Raw genomic sequence first — 18,356 nt, 5'->3', positions numbered from 1 at the left:
AACTGTTAGATTTCGGTTGATCGGCGAAAATTCATCGGTATATATCGCGCCGTTCCGACGATTTGCTCCTATCCGGGCGCGAACGCCAAAAAAGGACAGGTGGCCGAGTGGTTTAAGGCGCACGCCTGGAACGCGTGTGTACGTGAAAGCGTACCGTGGGTTCGAATCCCACCCTGTCCGCCATATCCCCGTTTCTCAATATAGATTTCAAACCGTATCGCGAGCGGGACGCGGAAGCGTTTTTGGCGGCGCGCTTCACTGGTCGTCCGCATATTCTCAAACGCGCTGCAGCAGGGCGCGTCCAATCGGCTTCGGATTCTCGCCGCGCAACACCAGGGATGTCGTCACGGCCCCAAAACGCGCGATCGTGTCAACGATCGTTTCCAGCTCTCCAGGCGACGGAACCAGCACCTTCAAGAGAAAGCAGTCCTCTCCGGTCAGGCGCAATACTTCCATGACTTGCGGCATCTCGGCGAACTGTTTCAGACAGGGTTTGATATGCTCATGCGTCGTGCGCAGGCGAAGCACAGCCGTCATTCCAATTCCCAGAGCGGCAGGGTCGATACGAGCGGAGTAACCGGTAATGATGCCGCGGTCTTCCAGTCGTTTGACCCGTTCCGATGCCGCCGGCTGAGAGAGCCCGACCCGTCGGCCGAGTTCGGAAATCGCAATGCGGCCGTTTTCCTGCATCGCTTCAATAATGGCGATATCGGTTGGATCGAGCAAAACCCGATTGTTTTCCTGAAAAGCCATGGGATCACCTTGAAATCATCGGAGAGCGGCGCGGTTTTCCGATGATCATTCATTCCGAAGCAAATGAAAATGCATCATTTTCACCTGCACGGATGATCAGAGGAAAAGACATGAGGGACATCATTATATTGCCGGGGATTGGCGGTTCGGGCGAGGCTCATTGGCAAACGCGCTGGGAAAGGTCGAACCCCAAAATGCGGCGTTTTCAACCGGCCGATTGGGAAAAGCCCGACTTGGCGGACTGGATTTCAGCCCTGGAGCGCGCCGTCGGCGCATCGGCAACCCCTCCCCTGCTCGTCGCTCATAGCCTTGCCTGTCTGCTGGTCGCTCATTGGCAGCAGATTTCCTCACTTGCCGTTGCCGGAGCGTTTCTTGTAGCGGTCCCCGATCCGCAGTCCGTGTCATTCCCTGAGGAGGCCGCCGGATTCGCAGATCCGCCATTGCAACGAATGCGCTTTCCCACGCTGATTATCGCAAGCGCCGATGATCCCTTCGGCACGCCAGGCTATGCCCGTGCACGAGCCGATCTGTGGGGCAGCGGCCTTGTCGAGATCGGCCCTTTCGGCCATATCAACGGGCAAAGCGGCCTTGAGGATTGGGGCCCGGGAAGGGCTCTGCTGACGGCGTTCTCCGCCGGATTGGCAAAATCTGATCGGGCTTGATCTTGTTTCCGGCTTCACGGATCAAATGACTGACACAGGCCTTTGCGTGTGCGGGACGCGTGCGAGAGAGGGCAACGAAATACACCGCTCACAAGCGTGCGTTCGAGGCTTTCGAACCCGGCGCTGCGATGGTGCTGCGGGTTTCAAACGTCGAAAGATTCCTGATTTTTTACCATGCGAGTTCACCGCGTCTTTGCACGTTTGGGTTTACCGTCTGCCAAATTTAAAAAAACAGAGGTAAAACAGGTGGAAGAACTTTCGGTAAAGTCGAAGATCATCAAATCCGTCTATTTCAGCCAGGATGACGGGCGGCTCAGGATTTGTTTCAAGAATGGCGAGGAACGTCTGTTCGAAGGCGTGCCCTCCTCCGAAGCCCATGCGATGACGGCAGCGCCGTCTCCCGGCCACTACTATCTCGACCGGATCAGAACCCGGTTTCGCAGATTGGCGGCCTGAAACCCCGAGGAATGCCGCGAGCCTACGTTGCAGGATTGCGTAGGATCGGGACGAGGCCGGTGGATATTAACCTGTCGTTAGCCATTGATGTCATCTGGGTTGGATCACGCCTGCCGGAAAGCGGCAGTTTGTCGGCGCTGCCGGCTGGTTCAAGGTCGGCAAGCCGGGAGGCTCGGCGGCGGACCCCAGCCAGGAAGCCGAGCCTCCCCGTCACTAGGCGTTCATGGAGCGCAAGCCGAGCGTTGTCACGCTCGGCCAGTTCGGGCTCCGCCATCCCTGGATTAGCGCATTGGGGCTAATCCTGTGAAAAACCCAAATCATCGCATCAGGACTCGACAATGCTTTATTAGCATGATTGCATAAATGCATCGGATGAAGACCCGGGGGGTAATGATGTTCGAGAATCTGCTTGAGATGCAGGAGCGTGGCGCACGGGACCGTGCACGTGGCCGCAGCCTGGCCGACAATCCGATGTCGAAGCCGGATATCCTGCCGATCACCGATTTTCAGGAATGGTACTCGATGTTCGACGCCTGGCGCTTCGGTTGGTCGATCGAGGATGCGATGTCGGGGCATACCAATGCGCCTCGGGATGGCGGCACCTCGTCCCGGAGCTATACGAGAACGGTCTGATCGACCCTGTCTTCGGCGCCGAAGAATTTCAGGTAGCGTTCGACCTCTGCCGGTTCGCCCGTCGCCTTCTGCGGGTTGTCGGAGAGCTTCACCGCCGGACGGCCATTGGCGTCACTGACCTTGCAGACGACGGAGATCGGGTTGAGGCCGGAGATTTCGATCGGCGCGCAGCCGGAAAAATCGTTCGTCAGATTCGTGCCCCAGCCGAAGCTCATGCGCACACGGCCTTCGAAATGCCGGTAGGTATCGATGATGGCGTCGACATCGAGGCCATCGGAGAAGATCAGCAGCTTCTGGCGTGGATCACGGCCCATTTTCTTCCACCAGTCGATGATCTTCTCGCCGCCTTCGATCGGCGGAGCACTGTCCGGGCGGAAGCCGGTCCAATCGGCGACCCATTCCGGCGCGTCGCGCAGGAAGGCGGCAGTGCCGAAGGCATCCGGCAGGACGATCAGAAGATTGCCGCCATAGAGTTTGTTCCAGTCGCGCAGGATTTTGTAGGGCGCATTGCGCAGTTGCTCATCGGTTTGGGCAAGGGCGGCGGCCACCATCGGCAGCTCGTGGGCATTGGTGCCGACGGCCTCGAGATCGGAATCCATAGCCAGCAATACGTTGCTGGTGCCGGCAAAGGCCGGGCCGATGCCTTCCTTCAGCGCTTCGACGCACCAGCGCTGCCAGAGGAAACTGTGACGGCGGCGGGTGCCGAAATCGGAGATGCGTAGGCCCGGCAGTTCCTTCAACCGCTCGACCTTCGACCACATCTTCGCCTTGGCCCGGGCATAGAGCACATCGAGGGTGAAGGGGCCGAGCGCCTTCATCGCCGAGCGTGAGCGCAGCTCGTTGACGATGGCGAGCGCCGGGATCTCCCACATGGTGGTTTCCTTCCACGGCCCGTGGAAATCCAGAACATATTGCCCGTCCTTCTTCGACAGCTCGTATTCGGGAAGTTGGAAATTGGAAAGCCAGGCAAGGAATTCCGGCTCGAAGATCTGGGCGCGGCCATAGAAGCTGTTACCCGCAAGCCAGATCATCTCCTTTTTCGAGAGCCGCAACGTGCGGGCGTGATCGAGCTGTTCGCGCAATTCACCCTCGTCGATCTCCTCGGCAAGATGCACGCGCTTGGTGCGGTTAATGAGGGTGAAGGAGGCGTTCACGTCCGGATAGAGCTTCCAGATCATCTGCAGCATCAGCAGCTTATAGAAATCGGTATCGATCAGGCTGCGGATGATCGGATCAAGTTTCCAAGCGTGATTGTAAACGCGTCTTGCGATATCCGTCTTGGCCATGAAATTCCCGCCCCTGTCCACTCCGGTCAGGCGCTGCCAAATTCCCGGGTCGTGCCACGTTCCCGGCCGGCGCACGAAACCGGCTCGTGCGCCTTCTTATCGAAAAATCAGCAGACAAAGTCCAGATAAAACAATAGGCACCCCGCAGCCTGCACGGCGGCGGGATGCGAGCGCGCATCCTCACGCTTATTGGGCCGGTGCGGCGGGTTGGGCTGGCGCTGCAGGCGCGACACCAGGGGCGGCCGGCGTCGTGTTCTGAGTCTCGGTCGGAACCGCAGTGCCGTTCTGAAGGCTCGGCGCTGGCGCGGTGCCTGACTGTTGCGACTGCAACTGCTGGCCGGGCTGCTGCGGCGCCACGTCGTTTGCCTCGCGCTGGCCCCAGATCTCGACCGGTATCCAGACCACGAAAGCGAGCACCAGAGCCGCGAGCAGCACCAGCAGGATGCGATAGCCCGTGCGGCCCTGCCTGGCCTTTACAGGCGGGATCTGCTCTTCCTTGTGAAGCTTGCCATCGGACTTTTCCCAGCGTGTATCCGTCTGATGCGCCATGATCGTCTCCTTCGGCTGTCTTGACGGACCGATCCGGCCGTCAAGAACTCGAAGGAGAAAACGGGTTGCCGTCTGGAAGGTTCCGTGCGGCTCTAATAGCCGACGGCGCGGTCGACCACGAATTGCAGCGGCTCGCCGCGCTCGAAACGGGCGATCTGGGTCTCGACATGGCGAAACAGCGCATTTTCTTCGGAGACGGCCGCGTCATGCGGCGTGATGAAGACGTTCTGCAATTCCCATAAGGGGTTGTCGGCGGCGAGCGGCTCCACCTCGAAGACATCCAGCGAAGCGCCGCCGAGGGTACCGTCACGAATGGCGGAAACGATATCGGCCTCGACATGACTCTTGCCGCGGCCGGCATTGATGAAAACCGGCTGCCCGAGCGCGCCGTTGCGGCGCAGCTTGGCAAACAGCCCTGCGTTATAGAAGCCGGAGGTTTCGGGCGTCAGCGGCAGCAGACCGACGAGGATGTCCGTCCTTGCGAGAAAACTATCCAATCCGCCGGCATCGAAGGTTTCGACGCCATCGATCTGTTTGCGGCTGCGCGACCAGCCGATGACGTTGAAGCCCATCACTCTCAGCTTGGCGACCGCATCCTGCCCGAGAATGCCGAGGCCCATGACGCCGACCGTCACCTCCGCTGCCTCAGGCGCGATCAGCTTGGCCCATTCGCGCCGCCGCTGATGGCTGTCATGGGCGTATTGCCCGCGCAGATGCATCAGGCACTGCATGACCACCCATTCGCTCATGCGGGTCGTCAGGCTGCGGTCGACGAAGCGGACGATCGGGATCTCGGGCAGGCCGGCCATGCCGATAATGTGGTCAACGCCGGCGCCGCCCGAGAAGATGATCTTGAGATTCGGCGCCCGCGCAAAAAGGTCGGCATCCGGCTTCCAGAGAAGCGCGTATTCGACCGCGCGGAGATCGCGTGCCCGATTGGCCGGATCGGCGAGATTGATGCTGCCGCGATCGGCAAAGGCCGTCTTCAGCACGCGGGCGACGCCTTCGGCATTGAACTTGATATCGACGAGAACAGGAGGACTTGCGGACATGATCTTCTTTATTGCTGCACGGCGGGCGTCGGCACCGCCTCGATGTTGAAAGCGGCGGCCATCAGCGCCCGGGTATAATCGTCCTTCGGCGCGCGGAAGATTTCCGCTGACGGCCCCTGTTCCACCACCTTGCCGAAACGCATGACGATGACATCGTTGGCGAGCGCCTTCACCACCTTGAGGTCGTGGCTGATGAAGAGATAGGCGAGATCGTGTTTCTTCTGCAGGTCGCGCAGGAGATCGACCACCTGGGCCTGGACACTCATATCGAGCGCGGAGGTCGGCTCGTCGAGCATGACGAAACGGGGCTTCAGCACCATGGCCCGGGCGATGGCGATGCGCTGACGCTGGCCGCCGGAGAATTCGTGCGGATAACGCCAGCGGGTCAGGGGATCGAGACCCACCTCCTCCAGCGCCCAGCAGACACGCTGGTCGCGCTCCTCCGCGGTCAAGGAGCGCTCGTGCACCTTCAGCCCCTCGGCGACGATATCGCCAACCGACATGCGGGGGCTGAGCGAGCCATAGGGATCCTGAAAGACCACCTGCAACTGGTTGCGCAGCGGCCGCATCTCGCTGAATGAATAGCCGGCTATATCCGTGCCGACGAAGGCGATCCGTCCTTGCGAGGAAATCAGCCGGGTGAGCGCCAGGCCGAGCGTGGTCTTGCCGGAACCGGACTCGCCGACGACGCCGAGCGTCTGGCCGGCGCGCAGCGACAGATCGATGCCGTCGACCGCCTTCACATGATCGACGACGCGACGCATCAGCCCTGCTTTGATCGGGAACCAGACACGGATATCGGACCCTTCCATCACCACCGGCTTCGACGGATCGGCGAGCGGCGGCTCGCCGCGCGGTTCGGAAGCGAGAAGATGGCGGGTATATTCGTGCTTCGGGTTGGCGAAAACCTCCTCGACGGTTCCGGTTTCGACGATCCTGCCCTTGGTCATGACGCAGACGCGATCGGCGAATTTGCGGACAATGCCGAGATCATGGGTGATGAACAGCATCGACATGCCGTGTACGGCCTTCAACTGCCGGAGCAATTCGAGGATCTGCGCCTGTACGGTAACGTCGAGCGCCGTGGTCGGCTCGTCGGCGATCAGCAGTTCCGGCCGGTTGGCGAGCGCCATGGCAATCATGACGCGCTGGCGCTGGCCGCCGGAGAGCTCGTGCGGATAGGCTTTCAACCGCTTCTCCGGTTCGCGGATTCCGACCTGGTTCAGCAATTCCAGCACACGCTGGCGCGCCGGCTCACCGGTGAGTCCCTGGTGCAGGGCAAGGATCTCGGCGATCTGCTTCTCGATCGTATGAAGCGGATTGAGCGAGGTCATCGGCTCCTGGAAGATCATGGTGATGTCGTTGCCGCGCACTTCCCGCAGCGCCCGCTCCGACGCCTTCAGAAGGTCCTTGCCCTTGAACAGGATTTCGCCGGAAGGATGGCTTGCCGAGGGATAGGGCAAAAGCCGCAGGATCGAGTTGGCCGAGACCGACTTGCCGGAGCCGGATTCGCCGACCAGCGCCACGACTTCGCCTTTGGCGATATCGAAGGAGATGTGATCGACGGCCAGCGAGGTCTCGCCGCCTTGATGAAAGGCAACCGAGAGATCGCGGACGGAAAGCAGCGGTTCTTTCATGTCACTCATTGGAACGTCTTCCTCGGATCGAAGGCATCGCGCACGGCTTCGCCGATGAAGATCAGCAGGGACAGCATGATCGACATGGCGAAGAAAGCCGTCAGTCCGAGCCACGGGGCCTGAAGGTTGGTCTTGCCCTGGGCGATCATCTCGCCGAGCGAGGGGGAGCCCGGCGGCATGCCGAAGCCGAGGAAATCGAGCGAGGTCAGCGTGGTGATCGAGCCGGAGAGGATGAAGGGCAGGAAGGTCAGCGTCGCCACCATGGCGTTCGGCAGCAGGTGGCGCCACATGATGGTGCGATTGTTGACGCCGAGGGCCCGGGCGGCGCGGACATATTCGAAATTGCGGGCCCGCAGGAATTCGGCGCGCACGATGCCGACGAAGCCGACCCAGGAGAAGAGCAGCATGATGCCGAGCAGCACGAAGAAGCCGGGCGGCAGGAGGGCCGCGATGATCAGCAGGATGTAAAGCACCGGCATCGACGACCAGATCTCGATGAAGCGCTGCAGCAGCAGATCGGTCCAGCCGCCGAAATAGCCCTGCACCGCACCCGCCGCCACGCCGATGATCGCCGAGCAGATGGTCAGCATCAGGCCAAAGAGCACCGATATGCGGAAACCGTAGATGACCCGCGCCAGCACGTCGCGCGCCTGGTCGTCGGTGCCGAGCCAGTTGAGATTGCCGAAGGTGCAATCGGGATCGTTCACGCCTTGCGGATAACCGGCGCAGCGCTCCTCCTTGGTCATCAGCCAGAAGGGGGCGGTGGGTGCTGAATGGGGAATGCTGGAATTGACCGAGCGGTAGGAATAGCGGATCGGCGGCCAGATCATCCAGCCATTGGCATCGATCTCATCCGCAATCACCGAGGACCGATAGTCGGTTTCGGCCAGGAAGCCGCCGAACTTCTCCTCGGGATAGTCGACCAGCACGGGAAACAGGATCTCGCCCTTGTAGGAGGCGATGATCGGCCGGTCGTTGGCAATGAACTCGGCAAACAGGCTGAGGACGAACAGCACCAGGAACAGCCACAGCGACCAATAACCGCGGCCGTTTGCCCGGAAATTCTGCCAGCGGCGGATGTTGGTCGGCGACAGCAGGCCCTTGCGCGGCGGCTTGACAGGCGTGGTGACGGCAGGGTTTGCGGCGGCGTCCATCAGACATCCCTCCGCTCGAAATCGATGCGCGGATCGATCCAGGTGTAGATCAGGTCGGAAACCAGGCTGACGAAGAGGCCGAGCAGCGAGAAGATGTAGAGGGTGGCGAAGACGATCGGGTAATCCCGGTTGATGACCGAGAGATAGCCGAGACGGCCGAGGCCATCCAGCGAGAAGATGTTTTCGATCAGCAGCGAGCCGGTGAAGAAAGCGGAAATGAAGGCGCCGGGAAAACCGGCAATGATGATCAGCATGGCGTTGCGGAAGACATGGCCGTAGAGCACTTGGCGCTGGTTCAGGCCCTTGGCGCGGGCGGTGACGACATATTGCTTCTTGATCTCCTCGATGAAGGAATTCTTGGTCAGCAGCGTCGTCGTGGCAAAGGCGGACAGGGAAAGCGAGATCAGCGGCAGGGTCAGGTGCCAGAAATAGTCGAGCGGCTTCTGCCACCAGGCCAGCTGGTCGAAATTATCGGAGACCAGGCCGCGCAGCGGAAACCAGTCGTAGAAGGAGCCGCCGGCAAAAAGCACGATCAGGAGAATGCCGAAGAGGAAGCTCGGCACGGCGTAGCCGACGACGATGACGCCCGATGTCCAGACATCGAAGGTCGATCCATCCTTGACCGCCTTGCGGATGCCGAGCGGAATGGAGATGGCATAGGAGAAGATCAGGATCCAGATGCCGAGCGAGATCGACACCGGCAGCTTCTCCTTGATGAGCTCGAGCACCGAGGTGTTGCGGAAGAAGCTCTCGCCGAAATCGAAGCGGATGTAGTTCCACATCATCTCGCCGAAACGGGTCAGCGGCGGCTTGTCGAAGCCGAACTGTTTTTCGAGCTTGGCGATCAGTTCCGGATCAAGCCCCTGGGCACCGCGATATTTTGAGCCTTCATCGCTGCCGGTGCCGCCGAGAAGATCGCCGCCGCCGGACAGTCGCTGGTCGGCACTATCGGCCTGACCGGTCAGTTGGGCGATCACCTGCTCGACGGGACCGCCGGGGGCGAACTGAATGACGATGAAGGAAATCGCCATGATGCCGACAATGGTTGGAACCATCAAAAGCAGGCGGCGAAGGATATAGGCGCCCATCAGCCTTCAGCCTCCGGGAATGTTTTTCCTGTCTGCCCGCCGTCCAGTCTAATGCCGCTCAATCCGCCAGCCTTCCCTTGCCGGCCCTGCCGGCTTGTCGTGATTCGCTCGTGCCATTTGGAGCCGAGGGCCCCTTCATTGCAAGCCCGCTCATTTTGCCGAGGTCGACCACCAGGCATCGGGGAAGCCAAGGCTGTAGGCCGGGAATTCGGCCGGATGCGTGACCGTGTTCCAATAGGCGATGTTATAGGTATCACGGTAGAACAGCGGGATGACGTAGTGATTTGCCAGCAATACGCGGTCCATGGCTTTGATCGCAGCAACCTGTTCATCGCGGTTCGGCGCGAAGATAATCATGCGAATGAGCTCATCGACCGCCGGGTTAGCAATACCGGCGTAGTTGCGAGAGCCCTGCTGGTTGACAGAGCCGGATCCCCAATAGTCGGCTTGCTCGTTGCCCGGGTTCATGGTCTCAGCCCAGACATTCCAGATCATATCATAGTCGAAGCTGCGTTCGCGGTTGACAGCTTGCGAGGCATCGACCGTCCGAACCCGCGCATCTATGCCGATTTTCTTGAGATTGCTGGCATAAGGCACCGCCCAGCGCTCCAACATCGGGCTCGACAACAGGATCTCGAAACTCATCGGCTGGCCGGTCTTGCTGTTGACCATGCGATTGCCCTTCAGCTCCCAGCCAGCGTCTTTCAGTAGCGCGATTGCCTTGCGGAGGTTGTCACGGCTCTTCTGCGGATCGCCGCCGACCGGATTGGTATAGGGCGTGGTGAAGATTTCTGCCGGCACCTTGTCCTTCATGCCCTGCAGAATTTCCAGTTCCCTGCCCTGCGGCAGGCCGGAAGAGGCAAGCTCGGTGTTCCAGAAATAGCTGTCGATGCGTTTGTAACTGTTGAAGGCGACAGTGCGGTTCAGTTCCTCGAAGTCGAACCCGTAGTTCAAGGCTTCGCGGACTCTGATGTCCTTGAAGAGGTCACGCCGCATATTGGGCACCAGCGCTTGCAGGATGCCGGTGGAGCGCAGCGGGTTTGCAACCTCCTCCTTCTTGACCCGTCCTTCCTTCACTGCGGGAAAATCATATCCCGTCGCCCAACGGGCAGCGGTGGTTTCCTGCCAATAGTCGCTGTTGCCGGCGCGAAAAGCTTCGAACTCGACGTCCCGATCACCGAAATAGGTGTAGATGACGTTGCGGAAATTGTTCTGGCCGACATTCACATTGAGGTCCTTGCCCCAATAGTCGCCACGCAGTTCATAACGGATTGTGGCGCCGGGCGAGAAGGAAGCGATCTTGTAAGGTCCGGACCCCATCACGGGCTCCAACGTCGTCCTGGTAATGTCGCGCGGTTTGCCGTCCGGTCCGGGCGCCTCCCACCAATGTTTCGGGACGACCATCAACTGGCCGAGAATGTTCGGCAGTTCGCGATTGTTCTTCTCATCGAAGATGAAGGTGACGTCGCGCTCGCCGGTTTTTTCCGCTTTGACAACGTGCTGGTAGTAATTGCCGGCAAGCGGGTTCAAATCCTTGGTCTTGTCCAGACTAAAGATGACGTCTTCGGGCGTTACCGGCTGACCATCGGCCCATTTCGCTTCCTTCCGCAGCCGAAAGGTCGCGCTCGACACGTCATCGGGAACGGAGAGGCCTTCGGCAAGCAGGCCGTAGGAGACGAGAAGTTCGTCATCGGCCGGCTTCAGCAACGTGTCGTAAACAAGCGACAGACCTACGGCTGTCTGGCCCTTTGCAAGCAGAGGATTGAAAGTGTCGAAGGCGCCGCTTGCGGAAAGACGGAGATCTCCACCTTTCGGCGCATCGGGATTGACGTAGTCGAAGTGCGCAAAGCCCGGTTTGTACTTCATCTGGCTAACGACCGAGCTTCCGATCTGAAACGGCTGGTCCTGGGCCGTTGCCGTCAGTGGCGCCACAGCAGCAAGCGACAGAAACAGACCGATCTTCGACCATAGAGCCGTCATTCACGCTTTCCCCTGTTTTTTCATTGATTCGACAATACGAAAAATAGGGGCGAAAAACAGGAGAGAGTTTGGTTTTTGCCGGGCTCGCGAAATTTTGAGCCATCGTCTCGCCTCGATGCGTCGCCTTCGCAATATGCGGCGCAACTCTGCGGCGATCCGTCACCGCCGCTTCCCACCACCAGCCAAAACATCGATTCACCAAAATCGCTTTTCACGATAGATTTGACGCAAATCACTTCGGCAGCGGTTCAAGGAAATAGCATGGCTTTCGGCTTCGCTCAGGCTTTCAGGACATTCGGCAAACTGACGCTTGCCGGCGCAATCGGCGCAAGCCTTGCCGCCGGCGATGTCGGAGCTCAGCAGAAGACACCGAGTCCGGGCAGCGCCAAGGGGCAGTTCGGCGCCGTCAGCCTGCCGACGCAGGGACCGGCGCAGCCGATCGGCTTTTACGCAAAGGGCTGCATGACAGGTGCGGTGGCGCTGCCGGCCGACGGGCCGACCTGGGAAGCGATGCGGCTTTCGCGCAATCGCCGCTGGGGCAATCCGGCGATGATCGCGCTGCTCGAACGTCTTTCTGAGGATGGGGTCAAATATGCCGGCTGGCCGGGCCTTCTCGTGGGCGACATTGCGCAGCCGCGCGGCGGGCCGATGTTCAACGGCCATGCCTCCCATCAGATCGGCCTCGATGCCGATGTCTGGTTTACGCCGATGCCGGCGCGCCGGATGACCGCCGAGGAGCGCGAGGATCTGCCCTTCACCACCATGCTGCAGAAGGAAAAGTTCCTGACCGTCGACCCGAAGGTCTGGACGCAATCGCGGGCGCGTCTGTTGATGCTGGCGGCAAGCTACCCCGAGGTGGAGCGTATCTTCGTCAACCCGGCGATCAAGAAGAAAATGTGCGACACCTGGACGGGCGACCGCACCAATCTCGGCAAGCTCCGGCCGGAATATGGCCATGACTCGCATTTCCACATCCGCATCAAATGCCCGCCCGGTGCTGCCGGATGCACGCCGCAGGCTCCTGTTCCTGCCGGCGACGGCTGCGACAAATCGCTCGCCTGGTGGTTCACGCCGGCGCCCTGGGCGCCGCCGAAACCGCCGAAGCCCGGTGCCAAGCCGCCGAAGCCGCCGCGCGAGATGATGGTCTCCGACCTGCCGAAGGCCTGCGCCGCCGTGCTCGATGGTGCTTCCGTCGCCTCGATGCAGGCCGCCACCTATGGCGGACCGTCCGCTGCAAGCGCGCTCACTGCCGCGCCGGCCGCGGAACCCGCCGCCGGCACGGACGGCGCTTTGCCCGATGTCGGTCCGGTTCCGAACGACAAGCCGGCGATCCAATGAAACAGGCCTGGCGTGCGTTGTCTTTCAAATCGCAAACTCTTGGTATAGAAGCCATCAAATCGATTGAATTGTTCGGGCGGAGGGGTTGATGGCCGGCGGCAAATGCCTTGCATTGATTGCGCATGACCAGAAGAAGGACGACATGGCGGAATTCGCCCGCACCAACCGGGACATTCTCTCCCGCTGGAAGATCGTCGCCACCGGCACGACCGGCGGACGTGTGCTCGATGCCGCCCCCGACCTCGACGTTGTCAGGCTGAAAAGCGGGCCGCTCGGCGGAGACCAGCAGATCGGCGCACTGATTTCGACCGGCGAGGTGGATGCCCTGATCTTCTTCGTCGACCCGTTGACGCCGATGCCGCACGATGTCGACGTAAAGGCGCTGATGCGGCTTGCGATCGTCTATGATATTCCGATGGCGCTCAACCACGCGACCGCTATAAAACTTCTTCCCACACTCGAAGCCTGATCAGCACGGGACCGGCCATGCCAAAACCGAATAACAGCACCGCTCCGCTGCCTTTCCCGATCCTGATCGGCGATATCGGTGGCACCAATGCCCGCTTCTCCATCCTGACCGATGCCTATGCCGAACCGAAGCAGTTTCCGAACGTACGCACGGCTGACTTCGCCACGATCGACGAAGCGATCCAGAAAGGCGTGCTCGACAAGACAGCCGTACAGCCGCGCTCGGCGATCCTCGCCGTCGCCGGCCCGATCAACGACGACGAGATCCCGCTGACCAATTGCGACTGGGTGGTGCGGCCAAAGACGATGATCGAAGGCCTCGGCATGGAGGACGTGCTGGTCGTCAACGATTTCGAGGCGCAGGCGCTGGCGATCGCCGCCCTGTCGGATGAAAACCGCGAACGCATCGGCGACGCCACCGGCGACATGATCGCCTCGCGCGTCGTACTCGGACCTGGCACCGGCCTCGGCGTCGGCGGGCTCGTTCATGCCCAGCACAGCTGGATCCCGGTCCCCGGCGAAGGCGGCCATGTCGATCTCGGACCGCGCAGCAAGCGCGACTATGAGATCTTCCCGCATATCGAGACGATCGAGGGCCGCGTCTCGGCCGAGCAAATCCTCTGCGGCCGCGGCCTCGTCAATCTCTACAATGCCATCTGCATCGTCGATGGCATCCAGCCGACGATGAAGGATCCCGCCGATATCACCTCGCACGCGCTTGCCGGCACCGACAAGGCGGCTATCGAGACCGTCTCGCTGTTTGCCACCTATCTCGGCCGCGTGGCGGGCGACATGGCGATGGTGTTCATGGCGCGCGGTGGCGTCTATCTCTCCGGCGGCATCTCGCAGAAGATCATCCCGGCGCTGAAGAAGCCGGAATTCCGCATTGCCTTCGAGGACAAGGCGCCGCATACCGCGCTGCTTCGCACCATCCCGACTTATGTGGTGACGCATCCGCTGGCAGCACTTGCCGGGCTTTCCTCCTACGCACGGATGCCGGCGAACTTCGGCGTCTCGACGGAAGGCCGCCGCTGGCGGCGCTAGAGCGTCCTTGGCGCGTCCTCTGCGGGGACGCGCGGCGCTCTAGCCAAACCGGTCCCAACTCTTTATAGACCCCGGCAAAAGTGCGCGTCGCCTTCGCGGGGCGCTTGGTCCGAGACAGGAAACCTCATTTTTGGAAGCGGCGGAAAGCAGAGCGCAGAGCGTCAGCAGCGATACCGTAACCGGCATCCTGAAACGCATCATTGCTGAAAACGGCCGCGACCATCTCTGGGGTTATGTCTTTGCGATCGTCTGTCTCATCGTGGTGGCGCTTTCGACCGCGTTTACCGCCTGGATCATGCGGGCGATCATCGACGAGGCCTTCGCCAACCGCCGCGCCGACGTCGTCTGGATCATCTGTCTTTCGATCTTCATCGCCTTCGTGCTGCGCGGTTTTGCGAGCTACGGCCAGGCGGTGGCGCTTTCCAAGGTCGGCAACAATATCGTCGCGCGTTACCAGCGCCGGCTCTATTCGCATCTGATGACGCTTTCGGTCGGCTTCTTTAGCGAGGCGCGCTCTGCCCATATCGCCGCGCAGGTGAGCCAGAACGTCAGCGGCATCCGCGACGTGCTCAACCTGACGATCACCTCGACAGTGCGCGACCTGCTGACCTTCATCTCGCTGCTCGGCGTGATGATCCTGCAGGATCCGCTGCTCAGCCTTGCCGTGTTCATCATGGCGCCGCCGCTGCTTTATGCGCTGCGCTATGTGTCCAAGCGGCTGCGCTCGGCCACCCGCGAGGCCGTGCATTTGAACAGCCACGTTCTCGGCGCCATGCAGGAGACGATCCAGGGCATCGCCATCGTGAAGGCCTTCACGATGGAGGACGAACTGGAGCGCAAGGTCAACAAACTCATCGAGGGCGCCGAAAGCCGGGCGAACCGGATTGCCCGGCTTTCCGAACGCACGTCTCCGCTGACGGAAAGCTTCGCGGGCTTTGCCGTCGCCAGCGTGCTTGCCTACGCCGCCTACCGTTCGATCTACTTCAATGTGCCGCCCGGCGCCTTCTTCTCCTTCGTCACCGCGCTGCTGCTTGCCTATGACCCGGCCCGCCGGCTTGCGCGCCTGCAGGTGCAGATGGAGCGTGCCGTCGTCAATGCGCGGATGATCTACGAATTGCTCGACATGGAACCGCGCCAGCGCGACCTGCCGGATGCCCAGCCGCTGACGGTGACGCAGGCGAGGATCGAATTCCGCAATGTGTCCTTCGCCTACGGCAATGAGAGCGTGCTCAACGGGGTGAGCTTCATTGCCGAGGGTGGCGCGACCACAGCACTGGTCGGCCCATCGGGCGCCGGCAAATCCACCGTCATCAGCCTCATTCCGCGCTTCTACGATCCGCGCGAGGGAGAAATCCTGATCGACGGCCAGGACATCGCCCACATCACCAAGAAGTCGCTGCGTAAGCAGCTCGCCTATGTCTCGCAGCAGCCCTACCTGTTTGAAGGCACGATCCGCGACAATATCCGCTACGGTCGGCCGGAAGCGACCGATGCCGAGGTGGAAGAGGCGGCGCGGCTTGCCTATGCGCATGATTTCATTTCGGCGCAACCGCAGGGTTACGAGACGCCGGTCGGCGAAAACGGCGTGACGCTATCGGGCGGCCAGCGCCAGCGGCTGTCGATTGCGCGCGCCCTGGTGCGCAATGCGCCGATCCTGCTTCTCGACGAGGCGACCTCCGCCCTCGACACCGAATCCGAGGCGGCCGTGCAGAAGGCGCTCGACGAAGCGATGACCGGACGCACCGTCGTCGTCATCGCCCATCGGCTTTCGACCGTGGTGCGCGCCAACAAGATCGTCGTCATGCAGCAGGGCCGCGTCGTCGAGGAAGGCAATCACGAGACGCTTGCGAAGGTCAGCGACGGTCTTTACGCTCGCCTCAACAATCTGCAGAGGCCTTCGGCCTCCGATTCAAACTGACCTGGTGAGACTGAGATGAACGATGCTGCGATGAAACTGGTGGTGGTTGGCGCGGCAGGGCGCATGGGCCAGACGCTGATCCGGCTCATCCATTCGATCGAGGGCGTGAGGCTGCACGCCGCAGTCGAGCGCGTCGGCTCGCCCTTCGTCGGCAAGGATGCCGGCGAGATCGCCGGTCTCGGCCCGACAGGCGTCATCATCGGCGACGATCCGCTCAATGCCTTTCTCGATGCCGAAGGCGTGCTCGACTTCACCTCGCCTGCCGCAACAGTGGAATTCTCGGGCCTCGCCGCACAGGCGCGCATCGTTCATGTCATCGGCACGACGGGCTGTTCAGCCGACGACAATACCAGGATCGCCGCAGCCGCTCGCCATGCCCGCATCGTCAAATCGGGCAATATGAGCCTCGGGGTCAATCTGCTCAGCGTGCTCGCAGAGCAGGCAGCGCGGGCGCTCGACCCTGATGACTGGGATATTGAGATCCTGGAAATGCACCACAAGCACAAGGTGGATGCGCCCTCAGGCACCGCCCTTCTCTTCGGTGAGGCGGCGGCCAAGGGGCGCGGCATCGATCTCGCCTCGAAATCGGTCCGGGTGCGCGACGGCCATACCGGCGCCCGCGAGGCAGGCACGATCGGCTTTGCGACGCTGCGCGGCGGCTCCGTCATCGGCGAGCATTCCGTGCTTTTTGCCGGCGAAGGCGAAATCGTCACCTTGTCGCACAGTGCAGCCGACCGCTCGATCTTTGCGCGCGGCGCCATCAAGGCGGCGCTTTGGGCGCGCGACAAGAAGCCGGGTCTCTATTCCATGCTCGACGTGCTCGGGCTCTCTTCCTCATAACGATACTACGGAGGCATATTCATGAGCGGTACCCTCGTCCTCGTTCGCCATGGCCAGAGTGACTGGAACCTGAAGAATCTCTTCACCGGCTGGAAGGATCCCGATCTGACCGAGCTCGGCATCCAGGAAGCCAAAACGGGCGGTGAAGCGCTCGCAGAATACGGGATCAAATTCGACGTCGCCTACACCTCGGCGCTGGTGCGCGCGCAGCACACGCTGAAGCTCATCCTCGACAAGGTCGGCCAGCCCGATCTCCAGACGATCCGCGACCAGGCGCTGAACGAGCGCGACTATGGCGACCTCTCCGGCCTCAACAAGGACGATGCCCGCGCCAAATGGGGCGAGGAACAGGTGCATATCTGGCGCCGTTCCTATGACGTGCCGCCGCCCGGCGGCGAAAGCCTGCGCGACACCGGCGCCCGCGTCTGGCCCTATTACCTCACCGAAATCCTGCCGCGCGTGCTCAGGGGCGAAAAGGTGCTGGTCGCCGCACACGGCAATTCGCTGCGTTCGCTTGTCATGGTGCTCGACAAGCTGAGCAAGGAAGGCGTGCTCGCGCTCAACCTCGCGACCGGCGTTCCGATAGTCTACACGCTGAAGGCGGATTCCACCGTCGCCTCCAAGGAAGTGCTCGGCGACATGTCCGGCGCACACTGAATTCGGTACGGCGTGCCGCCGAAACAGGTCGGCACGCCTTTCCTCAATTTCCGGTCTCAGTTCTCGATCGTGAACTGCACCCGGTCGGCCGCAAAGCGGCTGATCGAATATTGCACCGGGACACCGTCAAGATCGGTATTCATCGCCTTGGTGATCAGCAGGATCGCGCCGGGGGTGAGTTCGAGGTCGGCCATGTCGGCGGCACCTGCATGCGCGGCCGTCACTTCGGTGGTCGCGCGGACATAATCCGACAGGCCGAGTTCGGCGAAAGCCTTGGTGATCGATTCCCCCTTCCGATAGGCCGCACCGATACCGGCGAAACGCTCGGCGGGAAACCAGCTCGTCGCCCTTGAAACCGGCCGCTTGTCCGCCTGACGCAAGGTTTCCAGGCGGATCACCTGGTCTCCCGGTTTCAGGTGCAGCCAACGGGCGATCTCGGCACTCGCTTCTTCCCTCGCCTCATCGAGCAGAAGGCCGCGCATCTCACGCGCCTGATCGCCGATACCGGCGCTGAAGCGCGTGCGCTTGGTGATCGGGAAATTCAGACGCTCCTTGCGCTCGATCAGCGTGCCGCGGCCTTGCACCGCACGCACGATTCCTTCCTGCGCCAGTGCGGCAAGCGCGCTGCGCACCGTATGCCGGTTGACGCCGAATTGCAGCGCCAGGACAGTTTCCGGCGGCACCATACCCGTTTCGTCATAAGCTCCGCTGCTGATCGCCTCGCGAATCCGATCGGCGATCTGACGCCAGAGCGCCACGCCGGTCTGTCTTTGCACCTGCTTCAATCCCGCCATTCCGCCCCGCCATTCCGCCCCGTCATTTACACCCACGATGTCACACG

General features: G+C 61.5%; 18 protein-coding genes and 1 tRNA gene. 10 read left to right on the top strand and 9 right to left on the bottom strand.

The genetic code is table 11. The features are described 5' to 3' along the window. Positions 1 to 93: 93 nt before the first annotated feature. A tRNA-Ser gene (locus EEQ99_RS27925) sits at positions 94 to 183 on the top strand. Between the two features lie 93 nt (positions 184 to 276). Here the strand turns inward: EEQ99_RS27925 and EEQ99_RS27920 are convergent. Next, a complete protein-coding gene (locus EEQ99_RS27920) occupies positions 277 to 753 on the bottom strand; it encodes an Lrp/AsnC family transcriptional regulator (protein WP_028758183.1) in 477 nt (158 codons plus the stop codon). Positions 754 to 794: 41 nt separating this feature from the next. On the opposite strand from EEQ99_RS27920, the gene EEQ99_RS27915 reads away from it, so the two are divergent. From EEQ99_RS27915 to EEQ99_RS27905, 3 genes are all read left to right on the top strand, one after another. Next, positions 795 to 1,415, top strand: coding sequence for an RBBP9/YdeN family alpha/beta hydrolase (locus EEQ99_RS27915; protein ID WP_028758182.1), 621 nt, complete (start codon positions 795 to 797; stop codon positions 1,413 to 1,415). A 246-nt stretch (positions 1,416 to 1,661) separates the two neighbouring features. After that, positions 1,662 to 1,871 (top strand): KTSC domain-containing protein, encoded by a 210-nt coding sequence (locus EEQ99_RS27910; RefSeq protein ID WP_028758181.1) that lies wholly within the window; start codon positions 1,662 to 1,664, stop codon positions 1,869 to 1,871. A gap of 393 nt (positions 1,872 to 2,264) precedes the next feature. Next, positions 2,265 to 2,504 (top strand): CrpP-related protein, encoded by a 240-nt coding sequence (locus EEQ99_RS27905; RefSeq protein ID WP_028758180.1) that lies wholly within the window; start codon positions 2,265 to 2,267, stop codon positions 2,502 to 2,504. On the opposite strand, the gene pncB is transcribed toward EEQ99_RS27905, so the two are convergent. From pncB to EEQ99_RS27870, 7 genes are all read right to left on the bottom strand, one after another. Next, entirely contained in the window at positions 2,486 to 3,790 is a 1,305-nt protein-coding gene (gene pncB / locus EEQ99_RS27900) for a nicotinate phosphoribosyltransferase (protein ID WP_028758179.1), read from the bottom strand. The two genes, EEQ99_RS27905 and pncB, sit on opposite strands and share 19 nt — an antisense overlap. A gap of 186 nt (positions 3,791 to 3,976) precedes the next feature. Continuing rightward, entirely contained in the window at positions 3,977 to 4,339 is a 363-nt protein-coding gene (locus EEQ99_RS27895) for a hypothetical protein (RefSeq protein WP_097544464.1), read from the bottom strand. A gap of 92 nt (positions 4,340 to 4,431) precedes the next feature. Continuing rightward, positions 4,432 to 5,391 carry a 2-hydroxyacid dehydrogenase gene (locus tag EEQ99_RS27890; protein ID WP_127431391.1) on the bottom strand — a complete coding sequence of 320 codons (960 nt, stop codon included), beginning with the start codon at positions 5,389 to 5,391 and terminating at the stop codon, positions 4,432 to 4,434. A gap of 8 nt (positions 5,392 to 5,399) precedes the next feature. Next, on the bottom strand, positions 5,400 to 7,037 hold the full coding sequence (locus EEQ99_RS27885) for an ABC transporter ATP-binding protein (protein WP_028758176.1): 1,638 nt from the start codon (positions 7,035 to 7,037) through the stop codon (positions 5,400 to 5,402). Further along, a complete protein-coding gene (locus tag EEQ99_RS27880; protein WP_127431390.1) occupies positions 7,034 to 8,182 on the bottom strand; it encodes an ABC transporter permease in 1,149 nt (382 codons plus the stop codon). The genes EEQ99_RS27885 and EEQ99_RS27880 overlap by 4 nt, the downstream gene beginning before the upstream one ends. Further along, on the bottom strand, positions 8,182 to 9,270 hold the full coding sequence (locus EEQ99_RS27875) for a microcin C ABC transporter permease YejB (protein ID WP_047617429.1): 1,089 nt from the start codon (positions 9,268 to 9,270) through the stop codon (positions 8,182 to 8,184). Before EEQ99_RS27875 ends, EEQ99_RS27880 begins: the two co-directional genes overlap by 1 nt. A gap of 150 nt (positions 9,271 to 9,420) precedes the next feature. After that, the gene (locus tag EEQ99_RS27870; RefSeq protein ID WP_028756920.1) at positions 9,421 to 11,250 is read right to left on the bottom strand and encodes an extracellular solute-binding protein; all 1,830 of its coding nucleotides are present in this window, start codon (positions 11,248 to 11,250) and stop codon (positions 9,421 to 9,423) included. A gap of 261 nt (positions 11,251 to 11,511) precedes the next feature. On the opposite strand from EEQ99_RS27870, the gene mepA reads away from it, so the two are divergent. The 6 genes from mepA to EEQ99_RS27840 all read left to right on the top strand — a co-directional run bounded on the left by mepA (position 11,512) and on the right by EEQ99_RS27840 (position 17,515). Further along, entirely contained in the window at positions 11,512 to 12,588 is a 1,077-nt protein-coding gene (gene mepA / locus EEQ99_RS27865) for a penicillin-insensitive murein endopeptidase (protein ID WP_028756081.1), read from the top strand. 88 nt (positions 12,589 to 12,676) lie between these two features. Then, positions 12,677 to 13,057, top strand: coding sequence for a methylglyoxal synthase (locus EEQ99_RS27860; protein WP_028756082.1), 381 nt, complete (start codon positions 12,677 to 12,679; stop codon positions 13,055 to 13,057). 17 nt (positions 13,058 to 13,074) lie between these two features. Continuing rightward, positions 13,075 to 14,100, top strand: a complete 1,026-nt coding sequence (locus EEQ99_RS27855) for a glucokinase (protein ID WP_028756083.1) — start codon at positions 13,075 to 13,077, stop codon at positions 14,098 to 14,100. A 130-nt stretch (positions 14,101 to 14,230) separates the two neighbouring features. Continuing rightward, on the top strand, positions 14,231 to 16,018 hold the full coding sequence (locus EEQ99_RS27850; RefSeq protein WP_028756084.1) for an ABC transporter ATP-binding protein: 1,788 nt from the start codon (positions 14,231 to 14,233) through the stop codon (positions 16,016 to 16,018). A gap of 15 nt (positions 16,019 to 16,033) precedes the next feature. Then, a complete protein-coding gene (gene dapB, locus EEQ99_RS27845; RefSeq protein ID WP_063473515.1) occupies positions 16,034 to 16,858 on the top strand; it encodes a 4-hydroxy-tetrahydrodipicolinate reductase in 825 nt (274 codons plus the stop codon). 21 nt (positions 16,859 to 16,879) lie between these two features. After that, complete coding sequence (locus tag EEQ99_RS27840) at positions 16,880 to 17,515, top strand: 2,3-bisphosphoglycerate-dependent phosphoglycerate mutase (RefSeq protein WP_028756923.1); 636 nt, start codon at positions 16,880 to 16,882, stop codon at positions 17,513 to 17,515. 56 nt (positions 17,516 to 17,571) lie between these two features. On the opposite strand, the gene phnF is transcribed toward EEQ99_RS27840, so the two are convergent. Beyond that, a complete protein-coding gene (gene phnF / locus EEQ99_RS27835) occupies positions 17,572 to 18,309 on the bottom strand; it encodes a phosphonate metabolism transcriptional regulator PhnF (RefSeq protein WP_127431389.1) in 738 nt (245 codons plus the stop codon). Between the last annotated feature and the right edge of the window lie 47 nt (positions 18,310 to 18,356).

This window comes from Rhizobium anhuiense, assembly GCF_003985145.1.
Lineage (GTDB): Bacteria > Pseudomonadota > Alphaproteobacteria > Rhizobiales > Rhizobiaceae > Rhizobium > Rhizobium anhuiense.
Note: the sequence above shows the minus strand (reverse complement) of the source record. Positions and strands in the feature narration are given on the sequence as shown.

Bases quoted from the DNA above. Each gene is read 5' to 3' on its own strand.
- EEQ99_RS27920 (WP_028758183.1), bottom strand. From the start codon at position 753: ATGGCTTTTCAGGAAAACAATCGGGTTTTGCTCGATCCAACCGATATC.
- EEQ99_RS27915 (WP_028758182.1), top strand. From the start codon at position 795: ATGATCATTCATTCCGAAGCAAATGAAAATGCATCATTTTCACCTGCA.
- EEQ99_RS27905 (WP_028758180.1), top strand. From the start codon at position 2,265: ATGTTCGAGAATCTGCTTGAGATGCAGGAGCGTGGCGCACGGGACCGT.
- pncB (WP_028758179.1), bottom strand. From the start codon at position 3,790: ATGGCCAAGACGGATATCGCAAGACGCGTTTACAATCACGCTTGGAAA.
- EEQ99_RS27895 (WP_097544464.1), bottom strand. From the start codon at position 4,339: ATGGCGCATCAGACGGATACACGCTGGGAAAAGTCCGATGGCAAGCTT.
- EEQ99_RS27890 (WP_127431391.1), bottom strand. From the start codon at position 5,391: ATGTCCGCAAGTCCTCCTGTTCTCGTCGATATCAAGTTCAATGCCGAA.
- EEQ99_RS27885 (WP_028758176.1), bottom strand. From the start codon at position 7,037: ATGAGTGACATGAAAGAACCGCTGCTTTCCGTCCGCGATCTCTCGGTT.
- EEQ99_RS27880 (WP_127431390.1), bottom strand. From the start codon at position 8,182: ATGGACGCCGCCGCAAACCCTGCCGTCACCACGCCTGTCAAGCCGCCG.
- EEQ99_RS27875 (WP_047617429.1), bottom strand. From the start codon at position 9,270: ATGGGCGCCTATATCCTTCGCCGCCTGCTTTTGATGGTTCCAACCATT.
- EEQ99_RS27870 (WP_028756920.1), bottom strand. From the start codon at position 11,250: ATGACGGCTCTATGGTCGAAGATCGGTCTGTTTCTGTCGCTTGCTGCT.
- mepA (WP_028756081.1), top strand. From the start codon at position 11,512: ATGGCTTTCGGCTTCGCTCAGGCTTTCAGGACATTCGGCAAACTGACG.
- EEQ99_RS27860 (WP_028756082.1), top strand. From the start codon at position 12,677: ATGGCCGGCGGCAAATGCCTTGCATTGATTGCGCATGACCAGAAGAAG.
- EEQ99_RS27855 (WP_028756083.1), top strand. From the start codon at position 13,075: ATGCCAAAACCGAATAACAGCACCGCTCCGCTGCCTTTCCCGATCCTG.
- dapB (WP_063473515.1), top strand. From the start codon at position 16,034: ATGAACGATGCTGCGATGAAACTGGTGGTGGTTGGCGCGGCAGGGCGC.
- EEQ99_RS27840 (WP_028756923.1), top strand. From the start codon at position 16,880: ATGAGCGGTACCCTCGTCCTCGTTCGCCATGGCCAGAGTGACTGGAAC.
- phnF (WP_127431389.1), bottom strand. From the start codon at position 18,309: ATGGCGGGATTGAAGCAGGTGCAAAGACAGACCGGCGTGGCGCTCTGG.